Source organism: Sphingobium aromaticiconvertens, from assembly GCF_037154075.1.
In the GTDB taxonomy this organism is placed as follows: domain Bacteria; phylum Pseudomonadota; class Alphaproteobacteria; order Sphingomonadales; family Sphingomonadaceae; genus Sphingobium; species Sphingobium aromaticiconvertens.
On the sequence record NZ_JBANRJ010000001.1, the window covers coordinates 1,090,262 to 1,107,604 of the forward strand.

The window sequence follows — 17,343 nt, forward strand, 5'->3', positions numbered from 1 at the left end:
AAAGGGGATACAGCGATGATCGATGAGTGGAATCAGGGGCCGCGCGACATGGCCAGACGGTCGGTGCTGGCTGGTGGTCTGGTGGCGGCGATGGCTGCGACACTGCCACTGGTCGCCGCCGTGACGGGCGAGGATGACTGGGCGCCGGCCCGCGCGATCCTGGCCCGCATCCGGCCACCCAGATTTCCCCGGCGGGATTTCGACATCCGCCGCCATGGCGCCGATCCGGCAAACCAGGCCAAGACGAGCGCCGCGATCCGCGACGCCATCGCCGCCTGCGCCAAGGCGGGCGGCGGTCGGGTTGTCATCCCCGCAGGACTGTGGCCGACCGGCGGCATCCGCCTGCTGAGCCGGGTGGAGCTGCATCTGGAGGATGGCGCGACGTTGCGCTTTTCGACCGATCCCGCCAACTATCTGCCGATGGTCCTGACCCGGTTCGAGGGGGTGGAGTGCATGAACTACGCGCCGCTCATCTACGCGCATGAGGCGCATGACATCGCGATCACGGGCAAGGGGCGGCTGGAGGGGCAGGCCGACTGGACCAACTGGTGGAACTGGATTTCGCGCAAGGATGAGGTGATCTCCTCCGGTCGCCGCGCCGCGCAGAAGCGTCTGGCCGACATGGCCGCGAAGGACGCGCCGGTCGCCGACAGGATCATGGGGCCGGGCGCCTATCTGCGGCCCAGCTTCATCCAGCCTTATAACTGCCGCAACGTGCTGATCGACGGACCGACCATCACTGGATCGCCGATGTGGGTGATCCATCCCGTGCTGTGCAGCAACGTCACGGTGCGCGATGTCGTCATCCAGTCGCTTGGTCCCAACAGCGATGGATGCGACCCCGAATCCTGCCGCGACGTGTTGATCGAGGGATGCGACTTCACCACCGGCGACGATTGCATCGCCATCAAGAGCGGCCGCAATCGCGACGGGCGGCGGGTGGCCATGCCCAGCGAGAATATCGTCGTCCAGCAATGCCGGATGCGCGACGGCCATGGTGGCGTATCGCTGGGCAGCGAGGCGTCGGGCGGCATCCGCAATGTCTTTGTCCGCGATTGCCGCATGGGCGGGTCGGACCTGCTGCGCGCTCTGCGGTTGAAGACCAACAGCTATCGTGGCGGCTATATCGAAAACATTCTGTTCCGCGATGTCGTGGTCGACAGCGTCAAGGAAGGGGTGCTGGAAATCAGCCTTCTCTATGGCGAGGGTCCGGGCGGTCCCAATCCGCCGCGGCGTGTGGGCGGGGTAACGATGCGCAATGTGCGCAGCAGCGGCAGCCTCTATGCGCTGGATATTCAGGGCGATGCCAGCCTGAAAGTGGACGATGTGACAATCATCGATTGCGCCTTCGACAATGTTCGCAAGGGCAACCAACTGGTTCGGGCAGAAGTGGAGGCGCGGGGCGTCACCATCAACGGGCGGGCCTGGAACGGGTTAGGGCAGGCATGATCCGCTACTGCCTGGCGCTGCTGCTGGCGCTGCTGGCGCATCCCGCCCTGGCGGAAACGGTCCGCGTATCGCCGAAAGCAACGCACGCCTATCGCACGGTCGGCGCGGCGATCGAGGCGTTGCCTCCCTTCGGCGGCGAAATACGCATCGATCCGGGCGAATATCGCGAAAAATTGTGGATCACCAAGCCCAACGTCCACCTGATCGGAACCGGCGCGCGGCCGCATGACGTGGTACTGGTCTATGGCGACAGTTCGGCCTCCGTCGGCAATACCTATGAAACGCCGAGTGTCTATGTTGCGGCCAGCGGATTTCGCGCCGACAATCTGACGATCGCCAACGACTGGGCGCGCGATCCGGCGCATCCCAACTCTCAGGCCGTCGCGCTTGCGGTGTCCGGCGATCGCGCCGTCTTTACGCGCGTCCGCATCCTCAGCACGCAGGATACGCTCTATCTGGTTCATCCGCAGAACGAACAGAGCCGCCAGCTTTTTCGCGACTGTTATGTGGAGGGGCATGTCGATTTCGTCTTCGGCAATGCGAAGGCCTATTTCGACCGTTGCGAACTGCACGGTTTGGCACGCGACAATATATTCTACACCGCGCAGAGCCGCAGCCGCCCCGACGAGGACAGCGCCTTCGTCTTCAACGATTGTGTGCTGACCGCCTCACCCGACGCCAAAGGGATTTATCTGGGCCGGGCGTGGCGCCCCCATGCACGGGTCATCTGGCTGTTCACCCGCATGGAGGCGGTGATCGAACCGGCGGGCTGGCGTGAATGGTATCCCGGCCGGTCCAAGACGCTCGATACCGCCTATTTCGCCGAATATCGATCCAGCGGTCCCGGCGCATCCCCCACGACCCGCGATCCGCGTTCGCATCAATTGACCGACACACAAGCCGCGCGCTGGTCGCTGGCGCGGTTTTTCGGCGACGATATCGGCTGGATTGATCGGGGTGGGACTCCGTGATTTTCACACTTCGGCGTATCGCTGGGAAGCTTCAAAGGGTACCGAGGACGGTTCATCCTCAACTGAATGACCGAACCAGCCCCACAACCATTTGAACATGACATCTACCTCGTAGAAACCATGTTAGCGCTCGTTACAAAACTCGGCAAACGGTGAAGTTTGACGCGCTTCGAAATGCCCGGACGTCAGCAAGCCTTCTGCCCCTTCATCGCCCCCTAACGCAGTTGCGCGATGTTGGACGCCTGCACATCCTCGCAGGCGATCTGGCGGAGCGCATTGCCGGGGTCCGTGTCCGCCCGCATCCCGTCGATGATCGCTCCATGCACCTTGTCCAGCACGATGGCGGGGCGCGCGTCGGGCTTTTCCAGGTCGAAGGTCATGTTGGACAGGCGCAGATTGCGGGCGTGGCGCGCCCAGAAGCCAAAGGCGGGCAGGGTGCGCAGGAAATTGACCTCCAGGCTGGATTCCCGCCGTTCGGGCGGCACCAGCGCGGCGTCGGCTGCCGTGCTGCCGCCTGCACTGGTGACATGGATATTGTCGAACGTCACATCGTCGATCCATCCGTCCACGATCCCTGCCAGGCCGCAGGGAAAGCGGGCGTCCGCGTCCGACACCATGATGTCGCTGAACGCGATCCGCCGGACAGCGCCCACAGTTGTTCCCTGTGGCGCGCGCAGCCGCGCGGCCTGTCGCACGAACAGGGGATGGTTCAGCGGCTGGTGCAGGTTGATATTGCTGATGGTCACATCCTCCATCACACCGCCATCGACTACGCCCACCAATATGCCGCGGCTATGATCGCAGCGGCAATTGGTGATGAGGATGTTGCGGAAGCCGCCATTGCTTTCGGTGCCCATCTTGATGCGGCCGATGATCCGATCCCATCGGAACTTGGTCTGATAGGTGCCGTCCAGCACTGTTCCCATGTCGAACCCGCTGGTGCGGCAGCCGGTGACGGTGATATTCTCGCAGATCTGCTTGCGGTCGAGCGCATAACTGGACTTGAGGACGATAGCGTCGTCGAACGGGCAGTTGACGACGCAGCCGGTGACGATGACGTCGCGGCAGCAGTCAATGTCGATGCCGTCGCGATTGGTGTCGATGGTCAGGCTGTCCAGCACTGCATTGCTGACCCCCAGCAGGTGCACGCTGAAATGCCCGCCCTGCAACACGGTGAAGTCGGACAGGCGGACGTTGCGGCAATTCTTGATGCCCACGGCGCGGATGCCCTGACCTTCGAGCGCCGCTTCCTTGGGGTCGCTCAGGCGTGCCTGCCGCGGGGTCATGCCCCGGTCGGCGGGGGTGCGATAGCCCTTCACCCCGTGCCAGCGTGCGCCGGTATCCTCGCGCAGCAGGCCCTTGCCATGGATCAGGCCCTGGCCGCCGATAGCGATATTTTCCGCCCCGTCCGCATAGATCAGGCTGCAATGAAACTGGGTGATGCCGAAATCCTGATATTGCGCGGCGAAATCGCTTTCGGGGAGGTCATAGGTTCCGCGATGCGTGGCGGGATCGGCCGCCTCCAGCACGCAGCCGCGCGCCAGCAACAGCGTGACGTTGCTCAACAGGCGGATGGAAAAAGAGAGATAATGGCCTGGCGGCAGCAGCACCGTGCCGCCGCCTGATCGCGATGCGTCGCCGATCGCCTGATTGATCGCGGCGCTGTCAACCGTGCGGCCGTCGCCGCGCGCGCCATAGTCGCGCACATTGTAGATGCCATCGGCGGGCCGCGCACGGATGGCGGCGCGGGCGGCGACCGGAGCCGCCAATATGGTGGCGAAGGAGGATGCGAAAGCGCGGCGGGTGAAATCCATGGATTGTCAGACCTTCGTCAGTCGGATGGCCATCCAGCGACGGCCGGGCAGGGCAATGATCGGGCGGCGCGGATCATGATGGGTGTAATGATCGCGCACGGCCATGGAGAAGACGCCGTCGACGGGGGTGATCGTCATGTTCCAGGTGTCGATCACGTCGGCGCGATAGCGGACCATGGGGTCGTCGCCGCGCCCCGGCAGGACTAATGGCCACTGCGTCGGCTGGGCATCGCCGAAATAGCGCAGATAATATTCAAAGGGCTTCCCGCCGAGATGATATTCATACCATGTCTCGATCGGCTCGATGCCCGGCGTCGGCCCTGCTTCCATGATCTTGCGCAGGAAGTGAAGGCGCGGGGCGCTGGTGCCGACCAGTTTGCCGCCCTGACCCAGCCATGACCCATCGGTCCCGCCGGGTTCGGAAAAAGCCTCGCTATGCCCGACATAGGTGCCTGCGATCGTACCCCACCAGAAGCGGGTGACAAGCTCTTCGCCCGATAGCTGGCCCCAGCGCCGCTCCGAATTGCCCTCATACAGCACCTCGTCGAAGATCACCGCCTTCTGCGCGAAATTGCGGTGCGGTTGGGCGCGGGCATCGTCCAGCACGACGCTGCCATTCTGGATGCTGGCATGGGTGATCCATGGCCGTCGATGGTCGTAATAATCGTTGATCTGATGGATGGATCGCAGCCGGTCGTGGGGATCGGCGGCCTGAAGGATCTGGAACAGATAGTCCCAGTCGGCCATCTTCTTGCTCTTGATCCCGTCATATTCATTGGCCATCGACCACCAGACATGGCGATAGGCACCGAAACGCGCGACGACATAGCGCAGATAGCGTTCGTCGTCGGTGCGGCCCATGTCGGAAAAGCCGCGGCCCTTGTTATAGGGATGGAACAGGATGACATCGGCCTCTATTCCCAACGCGGCCAGTTGTTTCAGTCGATCCTCGAACCGGCGGAAATAGGCGGGGTCAGGGCGCGCCGGATCCCAGTCGCGCGGTCCGGGGCCGGTCCGCTGGAACGGGTCCTCGGCCACGGATTTTACATTGGGAAACACGCACATGCGGATCTTGTTGAAGGGCGACGCCTTCAGCGTGGATAGCGTTTCGTCGCATTTGGCGTCGCTCTGCTGCGCCCAGCTATAGCAGGTGGTGCCAATCTGGCGGAAGGACGTGCCGTCGGCGTAGGCGAAATGATAGCCGTCCTTCGTCACCCGCACCGGCCCGTGGTTGGCCGGGCCGGGGGCGACACAATGCAGGACGCCCTGTTTCCCGTCCAGCGCCGGGGCCGAACTGGTCGTGCGCCACTGCCACGGTCCCGTCGATGGCGGGCTGAAGCGGATTCGATAGAGGCCCTCGCCATCGTAAAAGCCGGGGATCGTCAGTTGGACATCCCCCGAACGGAAGGTGGCGGCCAGGCTAACGTCGACGAAGGGGTTGCCGGTCGACGGCCCTGACAGCGTGATCTCGCCCACGCCCCAGCGTTCGACCCGCATCGCGGTCGGCGCCGTTGCTGCGCCGCCGGGGCTCGCAGCGGCGGCGGCGCCCCATGCAGCGGTCGTTGCCAGTACATCCCTTCGCGTCACGCTCATTGGTGTTGTCCCTCTCATTGGACCATCTTGTAAATTGTTGTTCTATCCGCCTTTGCGCTTGATCAGCAGATATTATGATTATATTTCAATGCACTGTTCTTTTTTGGTTACATCGCCCAGAGTAAAATTGTTAAGCGCTGCATTACATATTTCTACACAGCTTTTCTGTATCGTCCAATAATTTGCCATTCATATGACAAATTATTGGACGGAATGGCATGGAAATAGCGCTGGCCAAGGTGGAATGGCGTCGAGTCTGCTGTATCGGGCTTTACAAGTCCTCCCTTCACAAAATCGGCTGGACCCGCTAGCCTGGGGTAATGCAGACCAGCTTTATAGAATCGGGAATTTCGCCGTTTGATCGACCGGATGGCGCGAGCGATGTCGACGGCGATGGGCGGGGCATGTTGTTGTCCGACATCGTGTACGATCGGCTGTTCCAATGCATCTCTTCCGGACAATTTTCCCAGGCGACCAAGCTGCCCAGCGAAAATGCGCTGGCCCGGTCGTTCGATGTGTCGCGGCCAGTGGTGCGCGACGCCCTGAAACGGCTGCGCGACGGCGGCATCATCTACTCGCGGCAGGGTGCGGGGAGCTTCGTTACGAAACAGTGGGACGATAATCGGGCAGCGCACGGCCTGGTCGATGGCGGTCAGGTGGGAAGCGGGGGCGATTGGAGCGCCACCGTTTTCCGTCCGGCCGAAACGATCGCCGACATCCAGCGCTGCTTCGAGTTTCGCGAGACGATCGAGACGCAGACCGCCATGCTTGCGGCCCAACGGCGCAATACCGACATGCTCGACCGATTGGACCTGATCCTCAAGCGGCTGGAGCAGGCGACGGCGGGCCATGTCCATCGCGAGGACATCGATTTCGAATTTCACCTGACGGTTGCCAGGGCATCGAACAATCAATATTTTTCGACTGTGCTGCTGGGTCTGCGTGAACAGGTTGCGGTGGGCATGCACCTGCATGGCATGGCGTTGCTAAGTCCTGATGGACGTCTGGGGGAATCTACGGACGAGCATAGCCACATTCTGCAGGCGATCCGCGCCGGGGACGCTCAGGCAGCGGGGCAGGCGATGGCCGCCCATATCCGCAATTCGCGTGATCGGCTGTTCGGAGGTGGTTTGATGGACCTGCGCCTCTGACGCCTCTGCGAGCCGTCGGCGGGTGGATCAATTAATAATATGTATTACAACATTTATGTTGACAGGTTTGATCAAGCCCATAAGGCTTGCGAGCCTGCAGACGCTTGGTCGCTCTATGCCATCGCAACCCCTGCTAGGCACCGCCATCGTGATGATCGCATGAGTTTCGCCTCATGGGTGCAACGGCGCGTGGCCCAATTCAGCGCCATTTTTTGGGAGGTGGATGATGTCGGGTTATTGGAATGTGGATGATGCCCTGCCGTCCGATTGGCGGGCAGGGCGCTTTGTGGGGCGGGTGCTGACGCAGCATGGGCCAAGCCCCATGCTGATCGTTGACGGCATCGCCCACGACATGGCGCGCGTCGCCCCCACGGTCGCCCAGTTGATGGACCAGCTTCCCCTCGATCCTGCCGATGGCATCATCCTTGGTCCGCTCGACAGCCTCGCCCTGCCGCTGCTCAGCCCCGTCGACCTGCAATGCATCAAGGCGTGTGGCGTGACCTTCGCCCTCTCGGCCATCGAACGGGTGATCGAGGAGCGCGCGCGCGGCGACGCAGGCGCGGCAGCGGACATTCGCGGACGGCTGGAGGAGCGTGTCGGTAGCTCGATCCGCGCCGTGGTTCCCGGCTCGCCCGAGGCGGCTGCGCTGAAAGCCGCGTTGATCGAGGACGGCCTCTGGTCGCAATATCTGGAGGTTGCGATCGGCCCGGATGCAGAAGTCTTTACCAAGGCTCCGGTGCTTTCCACCGTTGGCGCGGGCGCCCTGATCGGCATCCGCTCCGATTCCACCTGGAACAACCCCGAACCCGAAATCGTGCTGATCGTCGATTCTCGTGGGCAAGCGGTTGGCGCGACGCTGGGCAATGACGTCAACCTGCGCGATTTTGAAGGGCGCTCGGCCCTGTTGCTGGGCAAGGCGAAGGACAATAATGCCTCCTGCGCGCTTGGGCCGCTGATCCGTCTGTTCGACAATGGCTATACGATCGATGATGTGCGCAATGCGGACGTGACGCTGACCATCGACGGGCCGGAGGGCTATCGCCTCGAGGGCATCAGCGCGATGAACCAGATCAGCCGCGATCCGCTGGACCTCGTTCGCCAGACGCTCAGCGAACATCACTATCCCGACGGCTTCGTCCTGTTTCTGGGCACGCTCTTTGCCCCCGTGCAGGATCGTGACGATCCGGGGCGGGGCTTCACCCACAAGGTCGGCGACGTGGTGACGATCGCCACCCCGCGCCTCGGCCGCCTCACCAATCAGGTCACGACCTCCAAGGAGGCACCACCCTGGACGATGGGCCTTGGCGCCTTCATGGACAATCTCGCGCAGCGGGGCCTGCTGCAAGGCTAATCATCGCTTGGGCTTAGCGCGATGCCGCCCTATATCGGCAGGCATGACTGACATCACCTCGCACTTCACCGATGCCCGTGGCCTGCTTTACCGTCCGGGGCTGCTTGATCCCGACACTGCAAGGCGCTTGACCGCAGACGCGCTCAAGGCTTGCGATGATGGCGAACTCTATCTCCAATATCGCGCGAGCGAGAGCTTCGGCTTCGACGATGGACGTCTGAAGACCGCCGACTACTCCACCGATGCAGGCTTTGGCTTGCGCGGCGTGTCGGGCGAAATGACAGGCTTTGCCCATGCCAATGACATTAGCGAGGCCGCGATCCGCCGGGCGGCCCAGACGCTGACGTTGCTCGACCCGGCGAAGGGGCAGCCCGCGCCGCCTCCAGCACGCACCAACCGTCATCTCTACACCGACGCAAATCCGCTGGAAATCGTCCCCTTCGCCGAAAAGGTGATGCTGTGCGGAGAGATTGACGCCGCCGCCCGTGCGCGTGACCCGCGTGTGGCGCAGGTGTCGGTCAGCCTCGCAGGCAGCTGGTCGGTGATCGAGGTTGTGCGCGCGGATGGTTTTACCGCCACGGACATCCGCCCGCTGGTGCGCCTCAATGTTTCGATCATCCTGGAGGAAGATGGCCGCCGTGAAAGTGGCAGCTTCGGTATTGGCGGGCGCTATCTTTACGATCAGGTCATGGAGCCGGCCGTCTGGAACCGCGCCATTGATGAGGCGATTGCCCAGGCGCGCGTCAATCTCCGTTCGGTCCCGGCCCCTGCGGGCGAGATGACCGTGCTGCTTGGCCCCGGCTGGCCCGGCGTGCTGGTGCATGAAGCCATCGGGCATGGGCTTGAGGGCGACTTCAACCGCAAGGGTACCAGCGCCTTTTCCGGCCGTATCGGCGAACGCGTCGCCGCCCCTGGCGTCACCGTGGTTGACGATGGCTCGATCGCGTCGCGTCGCGGCTCGCTCAGCATCGACGATGAAGGCACGCCGACGCGCGAAACCGTGCTGATCGAGGACGGCATTCTCAAGGGCTATATGCAGGATCGCCTCAATGCCCGGCTGATGGGTGTCGAGCCGACCGGCAACGGTCGCCGCGAAAGCTATGCCCACGCCCCCATGCCGCGCATGACCAACACCTTCATCACCGGCGGCAACGATGATCCCGAGGAACTGCTGGCGGGCATGAAGTCCGGCATCTTCGCCAAGAGCTTCGGCGGTGGTCAGGTCGACATCGTCTCGGGCAAGTTCGTCTTTTCCTGCACGGAGGCGTATAAGGTCGAAAATGGCAAACTGGGCGATCCCATCAAGGGCGCCACCCTGATCGGCGACGGGCCGACCGCGCTGACCAAGGTCATCGGCATCGGGAATGACTGGGCGCTGGACGAGGGCATCGGCATGTGCGGCAAGGGGGGGCAAAGCGTCCCCGCCGGTGTCGGGCAACCGACCCTGTTGATGGAAGGCCTGACCGTCGGCGGCACCGCGACCTGAAGGACGGACGCGCCGGATCGCGCCAATCGGAGCCACCTGTGCCATCGGCTGCGGAACGCATCCGGCGCAGACGCGTCTTTTGCCTATGAACATGCTGACCAACAGCCATGACGCCGTGACCGAGGACTGGGCCGCAGGGGTTGTCGATTTCTGGTTCAACCAGGTTGGCGAATCTGGCTGGTGGAGTCATGATGAGGCGCTTGACCGTCGCTGCAAGGCGCGCTTCCTGAAATTGTGGGAGGAAAAGCGCACTCTCCCGGCAGAAGTCTTTCTCGACAGAGCTGATGAAGCGCTTGCCGCCGTGTTGCTGTTCGACCAGCTTTCCCGCAACATGTTCCGGGGCGCTGCCCGCGCCTTCGAAACCGATCCGTTGGCCCGCGACATCGCAAAGGGGGCCATCGCCCATGGCTATGACATCCAGATCGGCGGCGCTGGCCGTGCATTTTTCTACATGCCTTTCCAGCATAGCGAAGCGATCGAGGATCAGGACCTGTCCTTGACCCTGTTTGAAGGACTGGGCGACGATCAATCGCTGGACTTCGCTCGTCAGCACCATGCCGTCATTGCCCGTTTCGGTCGTTTCCCCCACCGCAACGCCGTGCTTGGCCGCCAAACCCGCCCTGAAGAGGCCGCCGCCGTCAGCGAAGGCACGGGCTGGTAGAAAAGTTCGAATCCTCCACTCATATGCTGCCCAAAAATTAGGCAGCACCGCGCATTTGCACAATTTTTTAGCGGCCATCGCCCTCCGTTGGGATCAGGCACAGCGCATTTGCCTCGTATTAACGCTCATTTAAGAAACTGGCACGGCTCTTGCTGTGTTCCTCCTGCACACCAGCAACAGGGGGCGACATGAAACTAGTGATGGCTATCATCAAGCCGTTCAAGCTTGACGATGTCCGCGAGGCACTGTCCTCGCTGGGGATCGCCGGCATGACCGTAAGCGAGGTCAAGGGGTTCGGGCGGCAGAAAGGCCAGACCGAAATCTACCGCGGCGCCGAATATTCGACGAACATGGTTCCGAAGATCAAGATCGAGGTAGTCTGCGACGACGACCTTGCCCCGCGCGTGGTGGAGGCTGTTCAGGCCGCCGCTAATTCGGGCGCCATCGGCGATGGCAAGATTTTCGTCCTCGATGTGGGTCAAGCCGTGCGGATCCGCACCGGTGAGACCGGCGAAACCGCGCTGTAACAAGGGGGGAATGATGACAGTTTCCAAGACACTCTGCGGCGCGCTGGGGGCCACCGGCCTCTCGCTGTTCGCCGCTATGCCCGCCTGGGCGCAGGAGGCCGCGACCGCAGCTGCTGCCGCGCCTGTGCCTAACAAGGGCGATACGGCGTGGATGATGATATCGACCGTCCTCGTCCTCGCGATGATCCTGCCCGGCCTCGCGCTGTTCTATGGCGGTCTGGTCCGGACGAAGAACATGCTCTCGGTCATGACGCAGATCGGCGCCGTGGCGTGTTTGGCCATGCTGATCTGGGTTATCTATGGCTATACAATGGCGTTCGGCGGCACCTATGGCACCGGCCTTGACGGCTTCATCGCCAATTTCGACAAGCTGTTCCTGAAGGGCATCACGCCGGATTCGACGGCAGCGACCTTCACCGATGGCGTCGTCATCCCTGAATATGTGTTCGTTTCCTTCCAGATGACCTTTGCCGCGATCACCGTGGCGCTGGTGCTGGGTTCGGTGGTCGAACGCATCAAATTTTCAGCGGTCATGGTCTTTGCCATCATCTGGCTGACCATCGTCTATTTCCCGATCGCGCATATGGTCTGGGCAGCGGGCGGCATCTTCTTTGAGATGGGCGCGCTCGACTTCGCGGGCGGCACGGTCGTTCACATCAATGCGGGCGTTTCCGCGCTGGTGGCCTGCTTGATCCTGGGCAAGCGCATCGGTTTCCCCAAGGAGCCTATGGCGCCGCACTCGCTGACGCTGACCGGTGTCGGCACCGGCCTGCTGTGGGTTGGCTGGTTCGGCTTCAACGCCGGCTCGGCGCTGGAAGCCAATGGCTCGGCTGCACTGGCGATGATCAACACCTTCGTCGCCACGGCGGCAGGCGGCCTCTTCTGGATGCTCGCGGAAAGGCTGAGCGGTCACAAGGGTTCGGCTTTGGGCTTCTGCTCGGGTATCATCGCCGGTCTCGTCGCCGTTACTCCGGCGGCTGGCAACAGCGGCCCGTTCGGCGCGATCATCCTGGGCGCCGTCGCTTCAGTCATCTGCTTCTATGCCGTTACCGTCCTCAAGCCCAAGCTCGGCTATGACGACTCGCTGGACGCCTTTGGCATCCACGGCATCGGCGGTATGATCGGCGCCATCGGCACCGGCATCGTCTACTCGCCATCCTTTGGCGGCCCCGGCGGCGCGGACTTCTCCATCGGCAGCCAGCTCGTCACCCAGATCATCGCGGTTGTATCGACCATCGTCTGGGCGTCGGTCGGCACCGCGATCGCGATCTTCGTTGCCAAGGCGGTCACTGGCCTGCGGGTCAGCAAGGAAGTGGAGATGGAAGGTCTCGACCTCGGCGAACATGGCGAGCGTGCATACAACAGTTAAGATTTAGGCAGGGCGGGCCGACACGAAACGGCCCGCCCGCCACACGAGGTTCCTCCTGCGAACATGCCTTGGGCCGGTGCGAAAGCATCGGCCCTTTTTTTGCGCCTCGCATTGCGCGGCTCCGTCTTGGCGGCCTATTGGGGCGCATGATCCACTTTCATCAAGCGCAACGGCGTGGGATCGCCTGATCCATGTGCATCCTCGCTCTGGCATGGCAGGCGCATCCGCGCTGGCAGTTGGTGGTGGCCGCCAATCGGGATGAATATCATGATCGCGCGGCGGCCCCCCTGGCGCGCTGGGGTGAGCGCGATGTGATTGCCGGGCGTGATCTTCAGGCGGGGGGCACCTGGCTAGGGGTATCGGAAGGGGGACGGTTCGCCGCCGTCACAAACCTTCGCGGTTTTGACGCGCTCGACCCTGCACCCGCGTCACGGGGCAGTCTTGTCGCCGATCTCGTGGCTGGAAATGGCCCCTATGCGGACCTCGATCTGGAAAAACTGACGCTTTTCAATCCCTTCAATGCGATCGCGATTTCACCCGAAGGCGCGCTCCATTTGTCGAACCGCCCCCATGCGATCCGGCAGGCGCTGTCGCCGGGGCTGCACGGCATGTCGAACGGCCCCCTCGATCCGCCCTGGCACAAGACCGCCCGCCTGACCCGACAGATCGAACACTGGCTCGATGATCCCGCCGCCACTGCCGAACGCCTCCTAATCGCGCTGCGCGATCCTGAGCAACCCAACGGCAAGCCGGGCGATACATCCACGATCTTCGTCAAGGATGCGGTCTATGGCACACGGTGTAGCACGGTTGTCATGATCGATCATGCAGGCGTGGGGTCAATCATCGAGCGGCGCTATGATCCTGCGGGTCAGCCAGTCGGCGATGTGATGATCCCCTTCCACTGGGATACTAGACCCGCCTGAACGGATAGGGCGCCGCCCGCCGCTCATAGCCATGCAGGTCCAGCGCCCGCGTCACCGGCGGCAGCGCCCGGTCCGGGCAACCGCGCCGTTCGCACAGGTGACAGGTCGGACCAACCGTTACCGGCTCATCCCGCTCCAGATCCAGCCCATCGGCATGGACCAGCCGCGCGCCATGTTTCGTCTCACAGCCGATGGCGATGGCAGAGCCTGTGCCCGGCAGCGCGATCGCCAGCGTCACGAAGCGCGTGCCTTCCACCGTCTCGATCAGTTGCGGCAGCACCGTGCCCGGCGTCGCGAAGCTGCCATGCGCGTTCCAGCGCGGACAGGTGCCGCCCAGCCGCGCGAACGGCCAGGCCTCACCGTCGAACCGTTTGGACAGGATGCCCGCCCGGTCGATCTTCACCATGAAGAAGGGCACCCCCCGCGCGCCTGTGCGGTTGAGGCTGGTCAATCGATGCGCCAACTGTTCCACCGAAACGCCAAACCGGGTGGACAGCAGGGGCATGTCATAGCGACCGGCTTCAGCGGCGCTGCGAAATCGGTCATAGGGCATGATCAGCGCGGCGGCGGCATAGTTGGTCAGTGCGATGCTCGCCAACCGCCTGCTGTCCTCGTCCGGCGGTGCGGCGCGCGCCACGCTGGTTGCGATCAACGCGTGCAACTCCTGCCCGCATAGCTGATAGGCCAGCGCGAACAGCCGCCCGGACGCGGGCATCCGTTCGTTCAGCATCAGACGGCGGCGGTGCATGTCATAATGACGCAGGGCGCCATCCAGCACGGCTTCCGGCGCGATCTGCACGCCGATGCCATGTTTCTCCTTCAGCCGTGCGCGCAGGTCCGCCGCCAGCAGCGCCGGTTCGTCCGCCAGTTCCTGCGCGATCGCTTCGGCCCCGGCGTCGATTTCGGCGAAATGATTGCCGCGCTGGCTGATCGTTTCGCGCAGCCAGTCGAGCGGCTGGGGCAAGGTGCCGCCCTCCCCTTCTGTCATCTGGCCGGGCATCCGGCGCAGGTCATTGAGCGCACGGTACAGCCGGGCCACCGCCTCGGTCACACCGGGATAATTTTCCGCGACCTCCAATATCTCGTCACGGGCAATGCCGATGTCGCGCACCAGCGGGTCGGACAATATTTCGCGCAGTTGCGTCGCGGCTCCCTCGCCGCCACCCGCTACGAAATCGCGAATATCGATGTCATAGGTATTGGCCAGCCGCAGCAGCATCTGCGCGGTGAGGGGGCGCTGGTTGCGTTCCAGATGGTTAAGATAACTGGGCGAAACCCCCAGTTCCTCGGCCATCTGCGTCTGGTTGATCCCCAGTTCGCGCCGCAGCACGCGAAGCTTTGGTCCCAGATAGAGTTTGCGATCCGCTGCTTCTGCCATTCAGACATATTGTCATGATATGACAATATGAACAAGTCGCGTCATGACACGCGGCCACTCATAGGCCTTACCCGCCATCACTTCCGCGTCCATATGCAGATCAAGGCCAGCAGGCCGCAGGACAAAAGGATGCAAGACCGATGACCCAGGATACGATGGAGCCAATTCAGCCGACCCGCTCGCGCGCCGTTTTCTCGCAAGAGGATTTCGGCCTGATCCGTACCGCCATCGCCCATTATCTGCGCGAGGTTCAGGACCAGCCGGAATCAGTCAAATATGCCAATCTTTACCACCGCCTCGGCCGGGTGGCGTAAGGACGAAAGCCGTTCGGGAGAGCCTAGGCGAAAGCCGTTCAGGAGAGGAAGGGCGCGGCGGGCAACCGACCGCGCCCTCAAGCGATTTCCAGTCAGATGGACTCATCTGACGGTTAAGAAATCGCGGCCACGCAACAACACCATTTTAGAAGAATGTCGCGAGCCAGTAGAACAGCGCCCCGATCAGCGCCGCAGCGGGCAGGGTCACGACCCAGGCGACGATGATACTCGACGCAACATTCCATCGCACAGCCGAAAGCCGCCGCGATGCGCCGACGCCAACGATCGCACCGGTAATCGTATGGGTTGTCGAAACCGGAACACCCAGATGCGTCGCCATGAACAGGGTGATCGCACCGCCCGTTTCCGCGCAAAAGCCCTGCGCCGGGGTCAGCCGGGTGATCTTCGACCCCATGGTATGGACGATCTTCCACCCGCCCAGCAGCGTACCGATCGCCATCGCCGCCTGGCAGGAAATCACGACCCAGAAGGGTACATGAAAATCCCCCTCCATCATCCCCTGCGAGTAGAGCAGCACGGCGATGATCCCCATCGTCTTCTGCGCGTCGTTACCGCCATGCCCCAGCGAATAGAGCGAGGCGGAGACAAGCTGGAGTTTCCGGAAGACCCGATCCGCGCCCTGCGGCGTGAAGCGGCGGAAGACCCAGGATATGATGAGGACCAGGAATAGCGCCAGGATCAGGCCGATGGCGGGCGAGATGACGATCGCCGCGCTGGTCTTGAACACGCCCGACCACACGACCGCTGATAGGCCTGCCTTGGTGATGCCCGCGCCCAATAATCCCCCGATCAGGGCGTGACTGCTCGATGACGGGATGCCCAGCGCCCAGGTGATGAGATTCCAGGCGATGGCCCCCATCAGCGCGCCAAAGATCACTTGTGCGTCGATGATGTTCGTCCCGACGATACCCTTTCCCACCGTCTCGGCGACATGCAAGCCAAAGAAGAGGAAGGCGATGAAGTTGAAGAAAGCGGCCCAGGCGACCGCATATTGCGGCTTCAGCACGCGGGTCGACACGATCGTCGCAATCGAGTTCGCCGCGTCGTGCAGGCCATTCAGAAAGTCGAAAGCCAGCGCAATGCCGATCAGGCCGACCAGCAGCGGAAAAGTGATATGGGCGTCCATTGATCCGGCTCAGGCGTGGTCGATGACCAGGCCGGAAATCTCGTTGGCGACATCCTCGAACCGGTCTGTCACCTTTTCCAGATGGGCGTAAATCTCGTTGCCGACGACGAAGTCCATCGGGTTGCCCGCCCGCGCGGCATGATAAAGCGTCTTGAGGCCCGCTTCATGTAGAATGTCGGCATGACCCTCCAGCTTGACCAGCCGTTCGGTCAATTCATGCAACCGCCCGCCATTGATGTTGAGCGAACGCAGCAGCGGCATCGCTTCGGCGGTGATCCGCGCGCATTCGACGATGATCGCGCTCATATCCTGCATCTGCGGCGCGAAGTCCTGGACTTCAAACAGCGCGATCGCCTTGGCGGTCTGGTTCATCTGGTCGATGGCGTCATCCATGACGCCGATCAGGCCGGTGATGGCGCTGCGGTCGAACGGGGTGACGAAGATGCGACGCACATCCTGCAACACGTCGCGGATGATATCATCAGCCTCATGTTCCTTGTCGGAAATGGCCTTGATATGCTCGGCCATGTCCGGCCCGCCCTTCAGCAACCGTGCGAGGGAATCGGCGCCAGCGACTAGCGTCACGGCATGATCCTCGAACTGTTCGAAGAAACGCCCCTGTTTAGGCATCAGGGCGTGGAACCAGCGCAACATGCCTGTCCTTTCATTTCTTTTGTCTTGCAGCCACAACAGCATCCGGAAAAACCATCCAGGGTTGCGCGGTGGCTCGCGGAAGGCCGCGATCAGGGATTGGAGGTCGGGCTCGTCCACTGCACAGGCAGCTTCGGCGACCGGAAACCAGCGCAGCTCGCGCTGGCCTTGTTCGGGCCATTGCCCCAATTGCCCGGTGACCGCCAGTGGAAAGACGTCGACCGTCGCTTCGCGATCGCCGCCCTTGCGCCGCCGCTTGGCATAGCGATAATGGCCCAGTGGCGCGGGGCAGGCGATGCCATGGATACCGGCTTCCTCATAGGCTTCCAGCTCCGCCGCGCGGTGGCCCGGTAGTCCCTTGATCCGGTTTCCCTTGGGAATGACCCAGCGTTTTGTGTCGCGCGATGTGATGAGGAGGATGCGCATCGATCCGTCTGGATCGGTGGTGTAGGGTAAGGCAGCGATCTGACGCATTGGTCGGCCGGTCAAGGCCATGTCTGCGCGCTCCACGCGGCTGCCGCCGCTCTCTGCCAGCTTGTACCCCCTTGGTTCCAT

At 62.7% G+C, this 17,343-nt stretch carries 15 protein-coding genes; 10 read left to right on the plus strand and 5 right to left on the minus strand.

All coding sequences use genetic code 11. The annotated features are described in order from the left end of the window. Positions 1-15 precede the first annotated feature (15 nt). Together WFR25_RS05330 and WFR25_RS05335 are read left to right on the plus strand one after the other, a co-directional pair. Positions 16-1,449, plus strand: coding sequence for a glycoside hydrolase family 28 protein (locus WFR25_RS05330; protein ID WP_336969247.1), 1,434 nt, complete (start codon positions 16-18; stop codon positions 1,447-1,449). Beyond that, a complete protein-coding gene (locus tag WFR25_RS05335) occupies positions 1,446-2,420 on the plus strand; it encodes a pectinesterase family protein (protein ID WP_336969249.1) in 975 nt (324 codons plus the stop codon). Before WFR25_RS05330 ends, WFR25_RS05335 begins: the two co-directional genes overlap by 4 nt. 215 nt (positions 2,421-2,635) lie before the next feature. Here WFR25_RS05335 and WFR25_RS05340 read toward each other — a convergent pair whose 3' ends face one another. Then, entirely contained in the window at positions 2,636-4,234 is a 1,599-nt protein-coding gene (locus WFR25_RS05340; RefSeq protein WP_336969252.1) for a rhamnogalacturonidase, read from the minus strand. 6 nt (positions 4,235-4,240) lie between these two features. Beyond that, positions 4,241-5,827, minus strand: a complete 1,587-nt coding sequence (locus WFR25_RS05345) for a DUF5060 domain-containing protein (protein WP_336969255.1) — start codon at positions 5,825-5,827, stop codon at positions 4,241-4,243. Positions 5,828-6,147: 320 nt separating this feature from the next. Between WFR25_RS05345 and WFR25_RS05350 the strand changes: the two genes are divergently transcribed. The 7 genes from WFR25_RS05350 to WFR25_RS05380 all read left to right on the plus strand — a co-directional run bounded on the left by WFR25_RS05350 (position 6,148) and on the right by WFR25_RS05380 (position 13,298). Next, a complete protein-coding gene (locus WFR25_RS05350; RefSeq protein ID WP_336969257.1) occupies positions 6,148-6,978 on the plus strand; it encodes a FadR/GntR family transcriptional regulator in 831 nt (276 codons plus the stop codon). Between the two features lie 226 nt (positions 6,979-7,204). Further along, positions 7,205-8,329, plus strand: a complete 1,125-nt coding sequence (locus tag WFR25_RS05355) for a fumarylacetoacetate hydrolase family protein (RefSeq protein ID WP_419723194.1) — start codon at positions 7,205-7,207, stop codon at positions 8,327-8,329. Positions 8,330-8,372: 43 nt separating this feature from the next. Continuing rightward, complete coding sequence (gene tldD, locus WFR25_RS05360; RefSeq protein ID WP_336969263.1) at positions 8,373-9,815, plus strand: metalloprotease TldD; 1,443 nt, start codon at positions 8,373-8,375, stop codon at positions 9,813-9,815. Between the two features lie 85 nt (positions 9,816-9,900). Further along, positions 9,901-10,476, plus strand: coding sequence for a DUF924 family protein (locus WFR25_RS05365; RefSeq protein WP_336969265.1), 576 nt, complete (start codon positions 9,901-9,903; stop codon positions 10,474-10,476). Between the two features lie 188 nt (positions 10,477-10,664). Continuing rightward, positions 10,665-11,003 (plus strand): P-II family nitrogen regulator, encoded by a 339-nt coding sequence (locus WFR25_RS05370; RefSeq protein WP_196224712.1) that lies wholly within the window; start codon positions 10,665-10,667, stop codon positions 11,001-11,003. A 13-nt stretch (positions 11,004-11,016) separates the two neighbouring features. Further along, positions 11,017-12,372 (plus strand): ammonium transporter, encoded by a 1,356-nt coding sequence (locus WFR25_RS05375; protein WP_336974707.1) that lies wholly within the window; start codon positions 11,017-11,019, stop codon positions 12,370-12,372. A gap of 191 nt (positions 12,373-12,563) precedes the next feature. Continuing rightward, positions 12,564-13,298, plus strand: coding sequence for an NRDE family protein (locus tag WFR25_RS05380; protein ID WP_336969272.1), 735 nt, complete (start codon positions 12,564-12,566; stop codon positions 13,296-13,298). On the opposite strand, the gene WFR25_RS05385 is transcribed toward WFR25_RS05380, so the two are convergent. Beyond that, a complete protein-coding gene (locus tag WFR25_RS05385; protein WP_336969274.1) occupies positions 13,285-14,676 on the minus strand; it encodes a helix-turn-helix domain-containing protein in 1,392 nt (463 codons plus the stop codon). The genes WFR25_RS05380 and WFR25_RS05385 overlap by 14 nt on opposite strands. A gap of 140 nt (positions 14,677-14,816) precedes the next feature. On the opposite strand from WFR25_RS05385, the gene WFR25_RS05390 reads away from it, so the two are divergent. After that, a complete protein-coding gene (locus tag WFR25_RS05390; RefSeq protein WP_336969275.1) occupies positions 14,817-14,990 on the plus strand; it encodes a hypothetical protein in 174 nt (57 codons plus the stop codon). A gap of 145 nt (positions 14,991-15,135) precedes the next feature. Here WFR25_RS05390 and WFR25_RS05395 read toward each other — a convergent pair whose 3' ends face one another. Continuing rightward, on the minus strand, positions 15,136-16,137 hold the full coding sequence (locus tag WFR25_RS05395) for an inorganic phosphate transporter (RefSeq protein ID WP_336969278.1): 1,002 nt from the start codon (positions 16,135-16,137) through the stop codon (positions 15,136-15,138). 9 nt (positions 16,138-16,146) lie between these two features. Beyond that, entirely contained in the window at positions 16,147-17,262 is a 1,116-nt protein-coding gene (locus WFR25_RS05400) for a DUF47 family protein (RefSeq protein ID WP_336974709.1), read from the minus strand. Positions 17,263-17,343: the final 81 nt, after the last annotated feature.

Excerpts from the sequence above, each read along its gene's own strand:
- WFR25_RS05350 (WP_336969257.1), top strand. The coding sequence starts at position 6,148 with ATGCAGACCAGCTTTATAGAATCGGGAATTTCGCCGTTTGATCGACCG.
- WFR25_RS05370 (WP_196224712.1), top strand. The coding sequence starts at position 10,665 with ATGAAACTAGTGATGGCTATCATCAAGCCGTTCAAGCTTGACGATGTC.
- WFR25_RS05385 (WP_336969274.1), bottom strand. The coding sequence starts at position 14,676 with ATGGCAGAAGCAGCGGATCGCAAACTCTATCTGGGACCAAAGCTTCGC.
- WFR25_RS05395 (WP_336969278.1), bottom strand. The coding sequence starts at position 16,137 with ATGGACGCCCATATCACTTTTCCGCTGCTGGTCGGCCTGATCGGCATT.
- WFR25_RS05330 (WP_336969247.1), top strand. The coding sequence starts at position 16 with ATGATCGATGAGTGGAATCAGGGGCCGCGCGACATGGCCAGACGGTCG.
- WFR25_RS05400 (WP_336974709.1), bottom strand. The coding sequence starts at position 17,262 with ATGCGTCAGATCGCTGCCTTACCCTACACCACCGATCCAGACGGATCG.
- WFR25_RS05390 (WP_336969275.1), top strand. The coding sequence starts at position 14,817 with ATGACCCAGGATACGATGGAGCCAATTCAGCCGACCCGCTCGCGCGCC.
- WFR25_RS05355 (WP_419723194.1), top strand. The coding sequence starts at position 7,205 with ATGTCGGGTTATTGGAATGTGGATGATGCCCTGCCGTCCGATTGGCGG.
- WFR25_RS05365 (WP_336969265.1), top strand. The coding sequence starts at position 9,901 with ATGAACATGCTGACCAACAGCCATGACGCCGTGACCGAGGACTGGGCC.
- tldD (WP_336969263.1), top strand. The coding sequence starts at position 8,373 with ATGACTGACATCACCTCGCACTTCACCGATGCCCGTGGCCTGCTTTAC.
- WFR25_RS05335 (WP_336969249.1), top strand. The coding sequence starts at position 1,446 with ATGATCCGCTACTGCCTGGCGCTGCTGCTGGCGCTGCTGGCGCATCCC.
- WFR25_RS05345 (WP_336969255.1), bottom strand. The coding sequence starts at position 5,827 with ATGAGCGTGACGCGAAGGGATGTACTGGCAACGACCGCTGCATGGGGC.
- WFR25_RS05340 (WP_336969252.1), bottom strand. The coding sequence starts at position 4,234 with ATGGATTTCACCCGCCGCGCTTTCGCATCCTCCTTCGCCACCATATTG.
- WFR25_RS05380 (WP_336969272.1), top strand. The coding sequence starts at position 12,564 with ATGTGCATCCTCGCTCTGGCATGGCAGGCGCATCCGCGCTGGCAGTTG.
- WFR25_RS05375 (WP_336974707.1), top strand. The coding sequence starts at position 11,017 with ATGACAGTTTCCAAGACACTCTGCGGCGCGCTGGGGGCCACCGGCCTC.